Source organism: Providencia sp. PROV141 (assembly GCF_028481645.1).
GTDB lineage: Bacteria > Pseudomonadota > Gammaproteobacteria > Enterobacterales > Enterobacteriaceae > Providencia > Providencia rettgeri.
The window spans coordinates 143172-160981 of sequence record NZ_JAMPPR010000022.1 but is presented as its reverse complement, the minus strand read 5'-3'; the positions used below and the strand labels follow the sequence as shown (position 1 = coordinate 160981).

Below are 17810 nucleotides of genomic sequence, written 5' to 3'. Positions count from 1 at the left end.
TGAGCAGGTGTTGGGTTTTCAGGCTGTTTTTATTTGTATTAAGACGTTGTTCATACTCGTTCAATAATCATTGCTATCCCTTGGCCAACCCCGATACACATGGTGCATAATGCATAACGACCTTGTCTGCGGTGTAGCTCATTGATAGCGGCAATAACAAGCCTTGCTCCACTCATTCCAAGTGGATGGCCTAGCGAAATTGCCCCACCGTTAGGGTTGACGTGTGAGGCATCATCAGATAAACCAAGTCCCCTTAAAACGGCAAGTGCTTGTGCGGCAAAGGCTTCGTTTAGTTCAATAACATCCATTTGTTCGATGGTGAGCCCTGCCATTTTTAATACTTTTTGCGAGGCAGGAAGTGGACCGATCCCCATCAACCTTGGCTCAACGCCACAAGTGGCTGTAGCGATGATACGAGCCCGTGGTGTTAACCCTTGTTGTTTGGCGATGGTGTCAGATGCGATAATCAGTGCGGCAGCTCCGTCATTAACGCCGGAAGCATTACCTGCTGTAACAGTCCCGTTATCGCGAAATGGTGTTTTTAGCTTTTGTAGTTGTTCAAATGTCGTTTCTGCTCTTGGATGCTCATCTTCGCTGACGATGTATTCTTTTTTACGTTGTTTAACCGTTACAGGGATGATTTCTTGCGCAAAAATACCGTTAACTTTGGCAGTTTCAGTGCGTTGTTGGCTACGTAATGCAAAAGCATCTTGGTCTTCACGGCTAATTTGGTAAGTTTCTGCCACATTTTCTGCAGTTTCTGGCATCGAATCTGTGGAAAATTGTTGTTCCATCAGTGGGTTGATAAACCGCCAGCCAATAGTGGTATCAAATACTTGCGCTTGACGTGAGAATGCAGATTCTTGTTTGCCCATCACAAATGGCGCTCGGCTCATGGACTCGACGCCTCCGGCAATCATAAGTCCAGACTCCCCAGCTTTAATACTTCTCGCCGCTAATGCAATGGCATCAAGCCCAGAACCACATAAGCGGTTGATGGTGGTACCAGAAACGGAAACAGGGAGCCCAGATAACAGCCCCGCCATACGTGCAACATTACGGTTGTCTTCTCCTGCTTGATTTGCGCAACCTAAAATGATGTCGTCAGTTAATGACCAATCGAGTTGCGGATGCCTTTCCATTAAGGCTTTTAATGGAACAGTGGCAAGGTCATCAGGACGCAATGATGATAAAGCGCCACCGTAGCGGCCAATTGGAGTACGGACACCATCACAAATAAACGCATCTATCATGATTGTTCCCCTGTTAAACGATGGCCTAACCGATGAGAACGACCGTGGAACAGCGCAAGCGTTTTGCCATCTTGGTTAGTTATCTCGACTTCATATAAACCGTTACGTTTACCTTGGTGCTTCATCGTGGCAGTCGCGGTAAGCAGGTCACCCTCAAAACCGGGACGAATAAAATCAATGGAGCACATGGAAGCAACGGCAGCATGCCCTTGGCTATTACAGGCGTAGGCAAACGCGGTGTCGGCAAGGCTAAATAATTGCCCTCCGTGGCAGGTTTTATGGCCATTAAGCATCTGTGCTGTGATTGGCATTTTCAATTGCGCAAAGCCCTCCTCGACTTTTTCAATGGACATCCCCATCGCTTTTGCGCATGCATCATCACGGTACATAATGTGAGCTGATTGCTGAGCCAGCGTAATGTTTGGCAATGAAATCATGGTAGCTCCTTGAAAGTTAAAGATTGATAACCTGCGGCTAATTGCCTTAAAAGTGGGTTTGGCCGATAACGGCTGTCGCCATAAAACTGAGCCAAATTTTCAAGTACTGATAGCACACGTTGCCAGCCTAGCTGCATGCCCCAAGCGAGTGGACCTTTAGGGTAATTCACGCCAAAACACATGGCATTATCGGTATCTAACGCCGTTGCGATTCCCTTATTGACGATATCTAACGCTTCATTGCATAACATCGCGACTGTCCTCATGGTTAACAGCGCTGGGTAGTCTGGTAATACAATTACGTGTTTACCTAATGATTGAAAAAACGCGATAGCTTGTTGGTTTTGTTGCGCATTATTTTGCGATGCACAGCTTAACGTGATGGTTGTTGCGGCAAGGTAATTTACCGATAAGTCAAAATGCACGACGGCTTGTTTTTGTGTTTGCGCATGTAACGATACCAATTCACCATTCGTTAACATAATAATAACGTCATTAACAATAAGTGTCGGGGATTGATCAGAATGTTGTGTTAATCCTTCGAGAGAGATCCCATTTTCAGTTAAAAGCTGCGCGAACTCAGGAAATATCTGCCAATCGCCATACGCTTTTATATTTTGGGGCTGGTCAAGATGAATTTTTTCTGCAACAGAAGGTAAAGGCTGAGATTTATTATCATCATAATGATAAAACCCTTGCTTCGATTTACGGCCTAAATGGCCTGCTTGGACTAGTTCCAATTGCATTAATGAGGTTTGAAAGCGCGGGTCATAACCGAAGGCCTGAAATACTGATTCAGTCACCGCATAGTTTACATCATGGCCAATTAAATCAGTTAGTTGTAATGGTCCCATGGCAAAACCACCAGCGTCACGTATTGCGCTGTCTAATGTGGCAGGAGACGCAATCTGTTCTTCAAGGGCGCGCATTGCTTCGGCGTAGAAAGGCCGAGCCACTCGGTTGACAATAAAACCGGGGGTGGAACGGCAAATCACGGGGACTTTTCCACATGATAAAGTCAGGGCTTTTAACTGTTCAATGACGGTGTTAGATGTTTCTAACCCTCGAACGATTTCAACTAATTTCATCACGGGGGCAGGGTTAAAGAAGTGCAGACCCGCAAGGCGCTCGGGGTGTGTTAATTGCCGCCCAATAGCGGTAATTGATAATGAAGATGTATTACTGGCAAATAGCGTATTTTTGCTGCAAATCGCTTCTAATTCACTAAAAATTGCCTGTTTTATTTCCAGCTTTTCAGCAACGGCCTCAATGATTAATTGCGCATCGGACAGTGCCGAGAGGCTTTTTACCACTGCGATTTTGGCGATAATTGCCTCAGTGGCCTCTGGTTTTGCTTTCCCTTGCTCAACACGTTTGCGTAAACGTTGGGTCATTGTTGATAAACTACGGCTTAATACGTCTTGGTTCACATCAAATAGTAAGACAGATAGCCCCGCTGTTGCTGCCACTTGCGCAATGCCAATTCCCATGGTTCCAGCGCCAATCACCGCGATGGTGTTGATAGTCTGATTCAAAGGTAATGTCATGGTTAGCATCCTTTGAACTGGGGTTCACGTTTATTTAAAAAAGCATTGACCCCTTCGCGATAATCTTCACTTCGACCTCCAAGGCGCTGTAAGTCACGCTCAAGGTTGAGTTGCTCATCGAGAGTATTGGTTGCCGCGGCATAAATGGCTTTTTTGATAAGCCCTAAGCCATAAGTCGGTTGGGTTGCAAGGTGTTGTGCGAGCTGTTGAGTGGTATTAATGAGTTCATCATTTTCAGTGACCTGCCAAATCATTCCCCACTGTAATGCTTGCTCCGCACTTATTTTATCGCCTAATAATGCCATCCCCATTGCCCGTGCATGGCCTGCTAATTGAGGTAAAAACCAGCTTCCTCCTGAGTCAGGAACCAAGCCAAGGCGGCAAAAAGATTGAATAAAACTGGCATTTTTTGCGGCAATGACAATATCGCCTGCGAGTGCAATGGCGGCGCCTGCACCTGCGGCCACACCATTGACCGCGCAAATAATCGGTTTCGGTAATGCGGTTAGGCGGCGGATCAAGGGGTTATAGTAAGTTTCAACGGAGAATCCGAGATCAGGAGCGTCACTGCCCACGCTCACATTGCGATCATTCAGATCTTGTCCGGCACAAAATCCACGGCCTGCACCGGTGATCACTAAACAGCGTACGGTTTCATCGCGTTCCGCTATTTTGATAGCTTCACTGAGCTGGCAATGCATTTCATCATTAAAGCTATTCAGCCTATCAGGGCGGTTGAGAGTGACGGTGAGAACCCCATTTTCTAACGTAGTGAGGATCATTGCTTCATTATTCATGATTATTGTCCTGTAAATTGAGGTTTTCGTTTTTCGAAGAATGCCTCGATCCCTTCACGTCGATCGTTGGTACCCGCTAAAGTCACAAAATATTGGCGCTCAAGTTGTAACCCCTCGGTAAGATGGTTTTCTTGAGAATGCACCAGTGATGCTTTTGCGGCTTGTACGGCTAAAGGCGCATGCATTGCGATGTGCTCTGCCAGTTTTTGGGCGCGTTCTAGCACCAATTCATCCACACAAATTTCACTGATTAACCCTGCTTGCAACGCATGTTTAGCACTGATTGGTTCACCCGTTAGTACCATTTGCATAGCGAGGGATTTGCCCACGGCACGAATTAAACGTTGTGTCCCCCCCGCTCCGGGCATTAAACCCAGAGTAATTTCGGGTAAACCGAAACGAGCTGATTCACCGGCAATAATGATGTCGCTGGCGAGTAATAATTCAAAACCTGCACCCAGTGCATAACCATTTGCAGCACTAATGATGGGTTTTGATATCATGGATAACCTGCGCCAAACTTGGGGGCGTTTATCGGTGATCGCATTAGCAACGGTTTGTTGCTGTAGTTCTTTAAGATCAGCGCCTGCGGCGAAAAAACGCGGATTTCCGGTGACCACAATCGCACCAATTTCATCATTGATTTGTGCTTGCTCGAGGTGCTGAACCAGCAACTCTAAACAGGCGGTACTCAGGGCATTACGCACTTCTGGGCGGTTTAACGTCAGCGTCAAAACCCGGTTATGTTGTTGTGATAAAATCCAATGGTTTTCCATTAAAGTTCCTACACGTCAAAGTCTAAAACAACGCCATCGCCTTTTGGCCATGCTTGGCAGCTAAGAATGTACCCTGCAGCGATTTGGTCGGGCTCAAGGCTGTAATTGACCCCCATTTCCACTTCACCAGAGCGCAATTTACATTTGCAGGTTGCGCAAACGCCGCCTTTGCAGGCGTAGGGTAAATCTGCGCCTTGGCGCAGTGCGGCATCCAAAATACTGTCGTCTTGGCTATCCATGGCGATGTCCATGGTTCTACCATCAAGGTGAATGCTGACTTGGCGTGTTTCGCTAGTCATGGCGATTGCAGGTTTGAATTTAGTGCCTGAAGTATTGAAGCGCTCGGTGTGAACATATTCTTTAGGCATGCCATAACCGACTAAAGTGTCGTGAACCTCATCCATCATGCTGTCGGGCCCACAAATAAATGCCCGATCAAATTGTTTAAAATTCAATAAGGTGTTATTTAAGGCACTGAGTTGTTGTTGGCTGACTCTACCGCTGAGTAGTTCGCTATCTTGCTGTTCTTGGCTGAACAGGTAGAGAACTTGGAAACGCGTTGCAAAACGATTTTTTAGGTCTGAGATGCTTTCTTTAAACATCACTGAGCGGCTATTTCGATTACCATAAATCAGCACAAAACTGCTTTTTGGCTCAGTTTGTAATGTGGCTTTAATGATAGATAGCAATGGCGTGATCCCAGAGCCAGCCGCGACGGCAAGGTAATGTGCGTGGGTATCTGCTGCGGGTTGATAACCAAATTGCCCCTGTGGAACCATCACATCAAGGCTATCACCAACTTGTAATTCTTGATTAACGAAATTAGAGAAACGCCCTTCGTAAATCGCTTTCACCCCAATTTTTAGCGTGTTTTCATCCGGTGAGCTGCAAATGGAATAACAGCGGCGTAGGTTTTCACCATTGATAGCAGCTTTTAATGTCAGGTGTTGCCCTGGACGGTAATGATATTGCTCTCGTAATGCATCGGGTACATTAAAAGTAATGGCGACAGCATCAGGGGTGTCACGTTCAATGGCAGCAATACTTAAACGATGAAATACAGTCATATGGGTGCCCCTAAATACATTTAAAGTAATCAAACGGCTCTAAGCATTCAGTGCATCGATACAATGCCTTACATGCAGTGGAACCAAATTCACTAATTTTTTCAGTCTGCTCGCTGTCACAACGTGGGCAACGAACCGCACCTTTGTGTTCTGGGTGCTCGCAGGACGTACCTTGCGGTGGTGCGATACCAAATTCACGCAAGCGTCTTTTCGCATCTTGGTTCATCCAATCCGTTGTCCAAGCGGGTGTTAACAGAATTTCGATGTCGATGTTTGGAAAACCGGCATGACCGAGAACAGTTTTGATTTCATTGATTAAAAATTCAGTTGCTGGGCAACCTGAATAAGTAGGTGTAAAAATAACTTTCCAGCCCTGAGCTGCCGGTAGCACATTGCGGATCATGCCAAGATCAGTAATAGAGAGTGCGGGTAGTTCAGGATCGGGTATTTGGTGGAGCTGTTGCCAGATCTGGTGAACCTGGGGCGATTGGAGCTCGCGATGTTGCAGTCTCTGTTCCATAACATCACCACTGACAGTTTGGGTAAGCACGTTGCACAAACTGCAATTGTGTTAATAACAAACCCAAGTGCTCGGTATGGCTGCCTTGCTTGCCGCCTAAGCGATATGCTTTTTTCTCTGGCACAGCGAGGGTTGCTTCAGTGAATGTTTCGTTAATGGTGTTTAACCATGCGGCTTGTAAAGAACGTGGGTCAACAGCGATACCTGATTCACTAAGTGCAATTTCAACGTCATCAGCATGGAAAAGTTCACCAGTAAAACGCCATAACTCATTGACTGAATGTTGAATTCGTTGATGGCTTTCTTCACTGCCATCCCCTAAACGGATTATCCAGCCACGGCTAAAACGTAAGTGATAAACGGCTTCTTTGAGGGATTTCTCAGCGATTGCCGACAGTTGTTTATCACCGCTGTGAATTAGCGCTTCATATAATGGAACATGATAAGCATCCATAAAGAATTGGCGTACTAAAGTGTCATCAAAGCCATTGTTGGGTTGTTCAACTAATAATAAATTGCTGAACTCTCGTTCATCGCGCAAAAAGGCAAGGGTGTCTTCATCGCATTCAGGCCCTTTTAATTGCGCGGCATAGTTTAAAAAGTTACGCGCTTGCCCTAGCAAATCTAAGCCGATATTGGATAGCGCAAGGTCAATTTCGAGTTCAGGAGCATGGCCGCACCATTCGCACAGGCGCTGCGCTAAAATTAAGGGGGTATCGCCAAGGCGTAGTGTGTAATCGTGGAGCTGTTCTTGTTGGTTCATGGCAAGCCCCTTACATGTTTTTGATACCATCAGGAATGGTATAGAAGGTTGGGTGACGATAGACCTTGGTATCCGCAGGGTCGAAAAATGTGCTTTTATCTTCAGGCTGTGAGGCAATTAAATGTGCGGCTTTCACCACCCAAATTGAGCAGCCTTCACTGCGCCTTGTGTACGCATCGCGGGCATTTTCCAGCGCCATTTGGTCATCAGCCGCATGTAAACTGCCAACATGGCGATGCGCAAGCCCTTGCTTACTACGGACAAAAACTTCATATAAAGGCCAATCTTGATTGCTCATGGTGTTTTCCTTTTTGTAAAATGGTCAGTGATTAAGCCGCTGTTTTAACGGATTTTTGCTTGCGGCTATGTGCCATTGCACCTTCACGTACCCATGCGCCGTCTTCCCACCCTTTGCGCTTTGCACTAAGGCGTTCGTGATTACAAATGCCATTGCCTTTAATCACCTGATAAAACTCTTCCCAGTCGATTTCGCCAAAACGGTAATGGCCAAGGTCTTCATCCCAAACTAGATCAGGGTCAGGGATCGTCATACCTAACGCTTCTACTTGCGGAACGGTGTTATCAACAAATTTTTGCCGCAGCTCATCATTACTGAAGCGCTTGATTTTCCAAGCCATGCTTTGAGCGCTGTGTGGGGAGTCCGAATCATTTGGACCGAACATCGTGAGAACGGGCCACCAAAAGCGGTTTATCGCATCTTGCAGCATGGCTTTTTGCTCATCGGTGCCTTGCGCAAGCGCCATCACCGCTTCATAACCCTGGCGTTGGTGAAAACTTTCTTCTTTACAGATTTTCACCATCGCTCTGGCGTAGGGACCATATGAGGCACGGCACAGTGCTACTTGGTTCACTATTGCCGCACCATCGACAAGCCATCCAACCACACCTACATCTGCCCAACTTAATGTCGGGTAGTTAAAAATGGAGGAATATTTCATTTTTTCATCAAGTAACTTTTGGTAGATATCTTGACGAGAGCAACCGAGAGTTTCGGCCGCGCTATACAGGTATAAACCATGGCCTGCTTCATCTTGAATCTTGGCCAGTAAAATTGCTTTACGACGCAATGTCGGTGCTCGTGTAAGCCAATTCGCTTCTGGTAGCATGCCGACGACTTCTGAATGGGCATGTTGGCCAATTTGGCGGATAAGGTTTTGCCGATACGCATCGGGCATCCAATCCTTGGGCTCGATGGAAATATCGGCTTCGATTTTGGCTTCGAAGTTAGCCTGATTTTGCTCGCTCATTGATTTTTCCATTAAGTGATTCGTTAATGTTTGTTTGCGTGAAAATAATGAATCATATATATTTAACATCAATGCTAGAAACTGTTAACAAAAAGATCAATGTTCATTAACCTTGTTTTGCGAGTGGCTTCACAATCAATAAATTAAATATCAATTAAAACAATGAATTAAAATTAATGTTTTTTGTGTGGTTTTAATGGGAATTGGCATTTTATATAAAATTGTTCTTAATTTGTTAAATTTAAATTAGCTTCTATGCTTATTTTTATGATACATATTTGTTATCTAATTTGAATTGGTGTTTTTATTTCTGGAGAGGAATATGCAGCATTTAACAAGTTACATTATGGGTAAATGGGTACAAGGTGAGGGCGAAGGGCGAAAAATTCACCATGCGCTAACGAATGAAACCTTATATACGGTGACGACTGAAGGGCTGCCGTTAGCTGAAAGTTTGCAATATGGTCGCCAAGTGGGAGGCGAAGTATTGTCAGCGATGACATTTCAGCAGCGTGGGCAAATGCTCAAAGCACTCGCAAAATACCTACTGGAGCATAAAGCCCAGTTATATGCGATTTCGGCACAAACGGGTGCAACTAAAGCGGATAGCTGGGTGGATATCGAAGGGGGAATTGCCACACTATTTTCTTATTCGGGGCTCGCTAACCGTGAGCTGCCAGATGACACTATTTGGCCAGAAGATGAAATGATCCCGTTATCAAAACAAGGGCAATTTATTGGTCATCATATTTTAACGTCTCGCCGTGGCGTTGCCCTACACATTAATGCATTTAACTTCCCTTGTTGGGGAATGTTAGAAAAATTGGCGCCCACATGGCTTGCTGGCATGCCAGCCATCATCAAACCCGCAACCGCCTCAGCACAGTTAACACAGGCGATGGTGAAGCTAATGGTTGATAGCGGTTTAGTGCCTGATGGCGCTATACAGTTGGTTTGCGGCGGTGTTGGCGATATGTTTGAACACCTTGATTTTGAAGATGTTGTGACTTTCACGGGGTCGGCGAGTACAGGGCAAAAGCTGAAATCGCATCCACGTATCACGGCTAAATCAGTCCCTTTCACGATGGAAGCGGACTCATTAAACTGTGCAATTTTAGGTGATGACGTCCAGCCAGATCAGCCTGAATTTGCTTTATTTATTAAAGAAGTCGTTCGAGAAATGACCGCAAAAGCAGGCCAAAAATGTACCGCGATCCGTCGTATTATTGTGCCGAAAAACCTGCTCGAAAACGTGAAGCAGGCATTATTGAAACGCTTATCCGCTACAACTGTGGGTGACCCTGCGGTTGAAGGGGTCAGAATGGGGGCATTGATTAACTTAGAACAGCGCCAAGACGTACAAGATAAAGTGAATTATTTACGTGATCATGGCTGTGATGTTCTATGTGGTGGGCAATTTGAAAAGCTGGATGTTATTGGCGGAGATAGCCAGCACGGGGCGTTCTATCCGCCAACGTTGTTGTATTGTGCAGAGCCTTTTATATCTACAGCGGTGCATGAAATTGAAGCTTTTGGTCCTGTCGCCACATTAATGAGCTATGACAATATCGAACAGGCGGTGCAGTTAGCCATTTTAGGCGGAGGAAGCCTTGCGGGGACGTTAGTCACTGCTGACGCACAAGTCGCACAAGCGGTCATTCGTGCGAGTGCGCGGGCACATGGGCGAATGTTAATTTTAAATGAAGCGTCAGCTGCGGAGTCCACAGGACATGGTTCACCGCTCCCATTACTGGTACACGGTGGCCCAGGCCGAGCAGGTGGTGGCGAAGAGCTCGGCGGGTTGAGAGCAGTGAAACACTATATGCAGCGTACGGCTATTCAAGGTAGCCCTTCTATGCTAACGGCAATTACTAAGCAATGGATCCGCGGTGCAGATACCATCGCTGATGTGGTTCATCCTTTCCGCAAACATTTTGAAGACTTAGCAATTGGCGACACGTTACTGACCGCAAGGCGTACCGTTACAGAAGCAGATATTGCTAATTTTGCTTGTCTCAGCGGTGATAATTTTTATGTTCACGTTGATAAAATTGGTGCGGCACAGTCGTTATTTGGTGAACGGATTGCGCACGGCTATTTTGTCGTTTCAGCCGCAGCAGGGCTATTTGTTGATGCAGGGGTTGGGCCCGTGATCGCCAATTATGGCATGGAAAGTTTGCGTTTTATTGAACCCGTGAAAATCGGTGACACCATACAAGTTCGCCTAACGTGTAAGAAAAAGATCAAAAAAACGCAAAAACTCGCTGAAGATAAGCCGAATGGCGTTGTTGAATGGGATGTGCAAGTGTTTAATCAGGACAACACCGTTGTGGCGTTGTACAGTATTTTAACACTAGTGGAGCGTCGTGTTGGTGATTTTCATTAATCATTATGCAGCGTGAATTAATTATTGAGCTAATAGGTGCTTTTTCAATCATTTTCTGTTGTGATGAGTGATCAGCAACAGAATGTAGGGAAACAAAGATGAAAACGCACCACCAAGCGGTTTATCAACAATTTGACCAGCAAGCCAATTCGTATTTAACCAGCCAAGTACATGCACAAGGTGAAGATCTACTTGTTTTGCAACAATTGCTACAAGGTTGTCAGGATGAAGATGTGCTTGACCTTGGCTGTGGTGCAGGGCATGTCAGCTTTCATGCAGCACCGTTGGTGAAGTCAGTGACGGCTTATGATTTGTCGGACTCAATGCTCAACGTTGTGGCTAACAATGCACAAGAACGTGAATTAAATAATATCACCACCTGCAAAGGGACCGCGGAGTCTCTACCGTTTGGTGATCATTGTTTTGACCGAGTGATTAGCCGTTACTCAGCACACCATTGGCACGATGTGGAACAAGCACTACGTGAGGTGCGCCGAGTGCTCAAACCGGGTGGAAAAGGCATCTTTATTGATGTGGTATCACCGGGACATCCATTATTGGATATTTACTTACAAACGGTCGAAGTGCTTCGGGATACCTCACATATTCGTGATTATTCTGCTGGAGAATGGTCTGGCATGTTTAATAGTGCGGGGCTATTTGTTCGTCGGGTGCAAAGTTTCCGTTTAGCATTGGAATTTACCAGTTGGGTTGAACGGATGCGGACACCACAGCCATTCGTCGAAGCTATCCGTCACTATCAAGGAACATTAAGTGATGAGGTAAAAAGCCACTTTGCAGTACAAGCAGATGGCTCATTTACCTCAGATGTGATGTTGTTTGAATTTCAGTGCCAATAACTATTTATTGCGCTAAAAATTGTTGTGACAAAAATTATTGTGCTAAAAACTGCGCTTGGTTCAATTGGCTAAGCGCGTTATTTACTGCAAAAATCGCACCGCGAACATCAGGAATACCAAAGGATTTTAATCGTGCGCTGTGCTTGGTGAGATAAGCTTGTGCGTCAGTTTCTGAAGCAAACAGATACACACCACCTGCCATTTGCGTTTGTGGGTTTTCAGTCCAAATCTTCCAAATAAAGCCCGGCTCTTGGTTAATTGATTCCGCTAAATCATTCATTGCGGATATCATCTCATCGCCCCATGGCCCCTGATACGGAAAATCAACTTGTAAAATAACGCTCATATCTGCTCCTTATGATTGAAGCGCTATAGTAACCCTTAAAGCAAATAATAACTTTGCTATTCATCGTATTTCAAACGACTTATTGCTTCAAACTATTACGTTTACCTGCCTCAAATGCAGCTAGAGTCGCTAACCGAGCTTGTTTATGGTCAACAATGGGCTCTGGGTAATTAAGCGCTGTGTTGCTGATTACAGCCCATTCATGTGGCGTATGAATATATTTGTCGGGCACTTGCTGCAATTCGGGCAACCAATGGCGAATAAAAGCCCCTTGTGCGTCAAACTTCTTCCCTTGAGTGGTTGGATTAAAGATACGAAACCAAGGGGAGGCATCAACGCCTGTTGAGGCTGACCACTGCCAACCGCCGTTGTTCGCGGCTAAGCTGCCATCAAGCAGTTGGCTCATAAAGTATTTTTCACCTTTGCGCCAATCAATCAGTAAGTCTTTGACTAAAAAACTGGCCACAATCATTCGTAGACGGTTATGCATCCAACCCGTTGTATTCAGTTGGCGCATAGCCGCATCCACAATAGGATAACCCGTTTGTCCTGTTTTCCATGCTGCAAAATCGGTCGAAGAATCATTCCAGTGAATATGTTGTGTCCATTCAATAAATGGTTGGTGGCGGCTTAGACGTGGAAATGCGACTAAAAGATGTGAATAAAATTCACGCCAGACTAATTCATTTAACCAAGAGAACGCCCCACTATCAGGGTAATCTAACACTTGGGGATTCTCTGCTTGTAATCGGTTGAAGCATTGGCGAGGGGATAGCACCCCCACCGCGAGGTAAGGTGATAATTGGCTGGTACCATCAATAGAGGGAATATCTCTATCGTTTTGATAATCGATGACTTTTTGGGAGCAAAACTGCCTGAGTCGCGTTAAAGCCGATTTTTCACCAGCAGGAAATTGCTGGGAGTCTTCAATTGGCTGATGCGGAAATAACGGTGAAGCCCTATCAATGTTGATAGGGGCCGCTCGTTTTTCTGGGGCACGCAGTGAACGGCAATCTGTCACGGTGAGCTGGGTGAGGAAGGCTCGGCGAAAGGGAGTATAGACTTGATACATCTCCCTTTTTTGGGTAGTCACAGAGCCCGGTGGCAGTAATAAATAGTCATCGAAAGCATGGATATGCAACCCATGAGGTTGATTGATTAACCACTCGTCTCGTTGTTTTTCGTTCCACTCATATTGCCGATTAAAAAACAAGGCATCAGCCTGTTGTGCCTTTGCGTAATCGAGTACCCATTGTGCTGCGTCGGCAAAATCAGCCACAGTTTGACAAACCAGTGGAATACCAAGCTCAGCGAGTGAATTTTGTAGCTCAGCAAGGTTTTGGTGAATGAATGAGATTTGCCGCTCAGCTATATCATGTTGTTGCCACTGCTTAGGGGTTGCAGTAAAAAGCGCAATGACTTTCGCATCTGGGTCTGCACAGGCGGAGGAAAGCGCTTTGTTATCGGTGACCCGTAGATCATTACGAAACCAGATAAGATGACAAACGTGTTTGGCTGCCATTACCTCCCTCCTTGGTTGATATTTTTGTTGGAATCAAAACAATAGGTTTTGAAAATAAACTAGGAAAATCAATTTATTGATTTTCGGCTGATAACACAAAGCGGGAAAAACCACGCTTTTATCCCGCTTTGTCAACAACCTGAAAGGGCCAGTAAACGGCCCTTTCATATTTAATCTAATTTAGGATGCTGATTGATTAAGGATTGGCGTTTTTTCTCAAGCTCAGCAATTTGTTGGTCAATATCTTCAACTTTCTGCTCAATATTGTCAAAGTGCTCGCTAAGAATTTCTTTTGCCTCGGCTTTATCTGATGCAGCAGGTGTTGCCCCACGTAATGGTTTATTCGCCGTTTCTGGCATTCTGATACCCGTATATAAACCAATTAAAGCAATCACGATTAAGTAATACGCTGGCATATATAAGTCAGTAGTTGATTCGACCAACCATGCCGCAACAGTCGGTGTCGCACCGGCAATTAACACTGAAATATTAAAGGCAATAGCTAACGCACTGTAACGAATATGAGTTGGGAAAATCGCGGGTAAAATAGATGCCATAACCCCAGTAAAACAGTTCAGCAATACGGCTAGAATTAATAAACCTAGGAAAATTAAGCCTACAGAGCCACTGTTTATTAACATAAATGCGGGATATGCCAATAAAATTAAACCTACGCTACCTGTAATGACAAATGGGCGACGACCAATTTTATCACTGGTTAAACCGATAATCGGCTGAACAAATAACATACCAATCATAATTGCAATAATAATTAGCACACCATGGTCAGTAGAGTAATTCAGGTTGTGTGATAAGTAACTTGGCATGTAGGTCAGCAACATATAGTAAGTCACGTTGGTTGCGATAACCAAGCCAACACAAATCATCAAGCTTTTCCAATACTTAGTCGCTACTTCACGCACTGAGATTTTTGGTGGATTTTGAATATTGGCTTTATCTTGTTTCTCTAACGATTCAACATGTTGTTGGAACGCAGGGGTTTCTTCCAGTGAATGACGTAGATATAACCCGATGATCCCTAACGGTAATGCTAAGAAGAATGGAATTCTCCAGCCCCAATCGTGGAAGTTGGCTTCTCCGACAATGCTTGATATCAGGACAACGACACCCGCACCTAAAACAAAGCCAGCGATAGATCCAAAGTCTAACCAACTTCCCATAAAGCCACGTTTACGGTCTGGTGAGTACTCAGCAACAAAGATTGCCGCACCGGAATATTCACCACCTACCGAGAAACCTTGAGCTAACTTAGCAATTAATAACAGAATGGGTGCCCAGATACCGATGCTCTCATAGGATGGAATCAGACCAATACAGAAGGTACTGACTGCCATGATAATAATCGTCATCGAAAGGACTTTTTGACGGCCGTATTTGTCGCCTAAGATACCAAAAACGACACCGCCTAATGGCCTAACTAAGAAAGGCACAGAGAAAGTGGCTAATGCGGCAATCATCTGTACGCTCGGTGATGCGTCCGGAAAGAAAACCTGACCTAGAACATAGGCTAAGAAACCGTATACCCCAAAATCAAACCATTCCATCGCATTACCCAGCGAAGCCGCGGTAATTGCTTTTTTAAGTTTACCGTCATCAATAATAGTAATATCACTAATATTTAACGGTTTTTCTTTTTTCTTCTTGAATCTCATGAAACCATCCTCTTATTTTAATTTCAATAACCGAAACAACAGCATTTAAGATGTGGGTTTTCATACATCGGTAAAACATCAAACCTTATTATTTAGAATAGACGCTGTTTACGTAATAGATAAGTTTTTAGTGTTTTTATGTCGCGCTGAAATAACAGGCTAAAATAGGTGCGTAATGGGTAGAATAATGAGAGCGTTTGTCTTTTGAATACAGCAAAAAAGCCACCTTGAGTTAAAAAATACAGTACTAATACTACATTAATATCGAACAAATGTAAAATACAGGTGTTTTATACTAATACATATGCCTTGGTAGGATTTTGTGTTAGTAATATAACGATTGAACTGAATAATTGAAAAAATAGAGACTCATGAAAGGGGGGAGTGAAAATAAATTGTTTTAAATCAATTTAATACATTTTTCTTGGTAAATTTTAGTCTGTCATAAATATATAAGATTAGCGATTTAATATGACTGAAATAATGGTGTTGTTGTGATGAATAATATATGAAGGTAACGCCATCCTTTTACGATGTTCTTGTTTTGCTTAAGCCATTAATAACTCGCCTATTTATTTATCTTGTTGCTATCCTCTTCTTTTGATAATAACGGTGGATTATGCTGTTCTGTTTTATATTTAATTTGATGAGTAGGAATGAGGAATTTACTTAGTTACAATCAATCTATTGTCGATATTGGGTTTGATATAAGCGAGTATGACAAAGTTCTATTTTGAATGTTGTTATGCATCTAAAAATACCTTTTATATTTTGCACTGCAAGATATCAAGGGTATCACATCCGACTTAAAAGAGTGCCATTATGAAAAAACAGAGTGTTGCATCCTATATTGCAAAAGTACTTGATAATGCAGGTGTTAAACGTATTTGGGGCGTTACAGGAGACTCGTTAAATGGCTTAACCGACAGCTTGCGTCGTCAAGGTGCTATTGAGTGGCTAGGAACTCGTCATGAGGAAGTAGCTGCCTTTGCTGCGGGTTCAGAAGCTCAGCTAACCGGTAATTTAGCCGTATGTGCAGGCTCTTGTGGGCCAGGAAATATGCACCTTATTAATGGGTTGTATGATTGTCACCGTAATCGCGTACCCGTGCTGGCAATTGCTGCTCATATCCCATCCAGTGAAATTGGTAGTAATTATTTCCAAGAAACTCACCCAACTGAATTATTCCGTGAATGCAGCCATTATTGTGAGATGGTCTCTAACCCAGAGCAAATTCCACAAGTCCTTGGCATCGCTATGCGTAAAGCAATTTTGAATAAAGGGGTATCGGTGGTCGTAATACCGGGGGATATTGCGCTAAAAGATGCGCCAGAGTCAGCGAAAGAAACATGGTATCAGCCACAAGCACCACTTATTATGCCTCAGCGGAGTGAAATTGAAAAACTTGCCGAACTGCTGAATCAATCTAAGAACATCACGTTATTCTGCGGTAATGGCTGCGCAAGCGCACATGATGAAGTGGTTAAGCTAGCAGAAACACTAAAAGCACCGGTAGTACACGCGTTGCGTGGTAAAGAACATATTGAATGGAATAACCCATACAGTGTTGGAATGACAGGCTTGATAGGTTTTTCATCGGGTTACCACGCGATGATGAACGCAGATACAGTTGTTTTGTTAGGAACACAATTTCCATACCGTCCTTTCTATCCAAGCGAAGCTAAAATTATTCAGGTTGATATTAATGCAGGTAGTTTGGGTTCTCATTGCCATATAGATATGGGTCTGATTGGTGATATCAAAGCAACATTGGACGCATTACAGCCACATTTAGAGGCTAAACAGGATACAAAACACCTTGATGGTGCTTTAAAACATTATGCAGAGGCTAGAAAAGGGTTAGATGATCTCGCTAAACCAGGTCATGAGGGATTAATACATCCACAGTATCTGGCAACAAAAATTAGTGAATTAGCCGCAGATGACGCGATTTTCACCTGTGACGTAGGAACCCCGACAGTATGGGCCGCGCGTTACTTGAAAATGAACGGTAAGCGCCGTTTAATCGGCTCCTTTAACCATGGGTCAATGGCGAATGCGATGCCACAAGCTATTGGTGCACAAGCCGTTGATAAAAAACGCCAAGTGGTTGCAATGTGTGGAGATGGCGGTTTCAGTATGCTAATGGGGGATTTTATCTCTCTTTCTCAAATGCAATTGCCAGTAAAAATTATCATTCATAACAATGGCGTGCTTGGTTTTGTGGCCATGGAAATGAAAGTGGCAGGTTTCTTGACAGCGGGAACGGATTTACAGAACCCTAACTTTGCAGCGATTGCGAATGCTGCGGGTATCAAAGGCATCCGTGTTGAAAAAAGTGAAGATTTAGATGGCGCATTAAAAGAGGCTTTTGCCCATGATGGGCCAGTGGTGGTTGATGTCTTGACGGCCAAACAAGAGTTGTCTATGCCGCCAGAAATTGCAGCGCAAGAAGCAAAAGGCTTTAGTCTATATATGTTAAAAGCGATTATGAGTGGTCGCGGTGATGAAGTCGTTCAATTAGTGAAAACGAACTGGCTACGTTAAGTCATTATTGTGAATAGCGGGAAAGCCCAATTCAGACGGATTGGGCTT

The 17810-nt window shown here is 44.3% G+C and carries 15 protein-coding genes and 1 pseudogene; 3 read left to right on the top strand and 13 right to left on the bottom strand.

Annotated features, from left to right (window positions below; all coding sequences use genetic code 11):
• Positions 1 to 50 precede the first annotated feature (50 nt).
• Genes pcaF through paaA form a run of 10 tightly spaced genes read right to left on the bottom strand, consistent with a single transcriptional unit; the run spans position 51 to position 8428 of the window.
• Positions 51 to 1253 (bottom strand): 3-oxoadipyl-CoA thiolase, encoded by a 1203-nt coding sequence (gene pcaF, locus PSF09_RS15535; protein WP_272666127.1) that lies wholly within the window; start codon positions 1251 to 1253, stop codon positions 51 to 53.
• A complete protein-coding gene (paaI, locus tag PSF09_RS15530; RefSeq protein WP_004266152.1) occupies positions 1250 to 1690 on the bottom strand; it encodes a hydroxyphenylacetyl-CoA thioesterase PaaI in 441 nt (146 codons plus the stop codon). The genes pcaF and paaI overlap by 4 nt, the downstream gene beginning before the upstream one ends.
• Entirely contained in the window at positions 1687 to 3237 is a 1551-nt protein-coding gene (locus PSF09_RS15525) for a 3-hydroxyacyl-CoA dehydrogenase (protein WP_272666126.1), read from the bottom strand. Before PSF09_RS15525 ends, paaI begins: the two co-directional genes overlap by 4 nt.
• A gap of 2 nt (positions 3238 to 3239) precedes the next feature.
• Positions 3240 to 4034, bottom strand: coding sequence for a 2-(1,2-epoxy-1,2-dihydrophenyl)acetyl-CoA isomerase PaaG (paaG, locus tag PSF09_RS15520; RefSeq protein ID WP_272666124.1), 795 nt, complete (start codon positions 4032 to 4034; stop codon positions 3240 to 3242).
• Between the two features lie 2 nt (positions 4035 to 4036).
• Positions 4037 to 4810 (bottom strand): 2,3-dehydroadipyl-CoA hydratase PaaF, encoded by a 774-nt coding sequence (paaF, locus tag PSF09_RS15515; protein WP_272666122.1) that lies wholly within the window; start codon positions 4808 to 4810, stop codon positions 4037 to 4039.
• An 8-nt stretch (positions 4811 to 4818) separates the two neighbouring features.
• Entirely contained in the window at positions 4819 to 5877 is a 1059-nt protein-coding gene (gene paaE / locus PSF09_RS15510) for a 1,2-phenylacetyl-CoA epoxidase subunit PaaE (RefSeq protein ID WP_272666119.1), read from the bottom strand.
• 10 nt (positions 5878 to 5887) lie between these two features.
• Entirely contained in the window at positions 5888 to 6397 is a 510-nt protein-coding gene (gene paaD, locus PSF09_RS15505; RefSeq protein ID WP_210838540.1) for a 1,2-phenylacetyl-CoA epoxidase subunit PaaD, read from the bottom strand.
• Positions 6398 to 6401: 4 nt separating this feature from the next.
• Positions 6402 to 7160: a 1,2-phenylacetyl-CoA epoxidase subunit PaaC gene (gene paaC / locus PSF09_RS15500; RefSeq protein ID WP_272666117.1), complete on the bottom strand. Its 759-nt coding sequence runs from the start codon at positions 7158 to 7160 to the stop codon at positions 6402 to 6404.
• Positions 7161 to 7170: 10 nt separating this feature from the next.
• The gene (paaB, locus tag PSF09_RS15495; RefSeq protein ID WP_004262911.1) at positions 7171 to 7458 is read right to left on the bottom strand and encodes a 1,2-phenylacetyl-CoA epoxidase subunit PaaB; all 288 of its coding nucleotides are present in this window, start codon (positions 7456 to 7458) and stop codon (positions 7171 to 7173) included.
• Positions 7459 to 7489: 31 nt separating this feature from the next.
• The gene (gene paaA / locus PSF09_RS15490; protein WP_247605394.1) at positions 7490 to 8428 is read right to left on the bottom strand and encodes a 1,2-phenylacetyl-CoA epoxidase subunit PaaA; all 939 of its coding nucleotides are present in this window, start codon (positions 8426 to 8428) and stop codon (positions 7490 to 7492) included.
• 322 nt (positions 8429 to 8750) lie between these two features.
• Here paaA and paaZ point away from each other — a divergent pair, with 322 nt between their 5' ends.
• Together paaZ and PSF09_RS15480 are read left to right on the top strand one after the other, a co-directional pair.
• A complete protein-coding gene (gene paaZ, locus PSF09_RS15485) occupies positions 8751 to 10814 on the top strand; it encodes a phenylacetic acid degradation bifunctional protein PaaZ (RefSeq protein WP_272684112.1) in 2064 nt (687 codons plus the stop codon).
• Between the two features lie 89 nt (positions 10815 to 10903).
• Positions 10904 to 11674 (top strand): annotated as a pseudogene (locus PSF09_RS15480) (class I SAM-dependent methyltransferase); the annotation flags it as partial.
• 34 nt (positions 11675 to 11708) lie between these two features.
• Here the strand turns inward: PSF09_RS15480 and PSF09_RS15475 are convergent.
• The 3 genes from PSF09_RS15475 to proP all read right to left on the bottom strand — a co-directional run bounded on the left by PSF09_RS15475 (position 11709) and on the right by proP (position 15215).
• Positions 11709 to 12020, bottom strand: a complete 312-nt coding sequence (locus PSF09_RS15475; protein ID WP_115166374.1) for a monooxygenase — start codon at positions 12018 to 12020, stop codon at positions 11709 to 11711.
• Between the two features lie 79 nt (positions 12021 to 12099).
• Positions 12100 to 13542: a deoxyribodipyrimidine photo-lyase gene (phrB, locus tag PSF09_RS15470; RefSeq protein WP_272684111.1), complete on the bottom strand. Its 1443-nt coding sequence runs from the start codon at positions 13540 to 13542 to the stop codon at positions 12100 to 12102.
• A 170-nt stretch (positions 13543 to 13712) separates the two neighbouring features.
• Positions 13713 to 15215: a glycine betaine/L-proline transporter ProP gene (proP, locus tag PSF09_RS15465; RefSeq protein ID WP_004262894.1), complete on the bottom strand. Its 1503-nt coding sequence runs from the start codon at positions 15213 to 15215 to the stop codon at positions 13713 to 13715.
• 822 nt (positions 15216 to 16037) lie between these two features.
• Here proP and poxB point away from each other — a divergent pair.
• Complete coding sequence (poxB, locus tag PSF09_RS15460; RefSeq protein ID WP_272684110.1) at positions 16038 to 17762, top strand: ubiquinone-dependent pyruvate dehydrogenase; 1725 nt, start codon at positions 16038 to 16040, stop codon at positions 17760 to 17762.
• Positions 17763 to 17810: the final 48 nt, after the last annotated feature.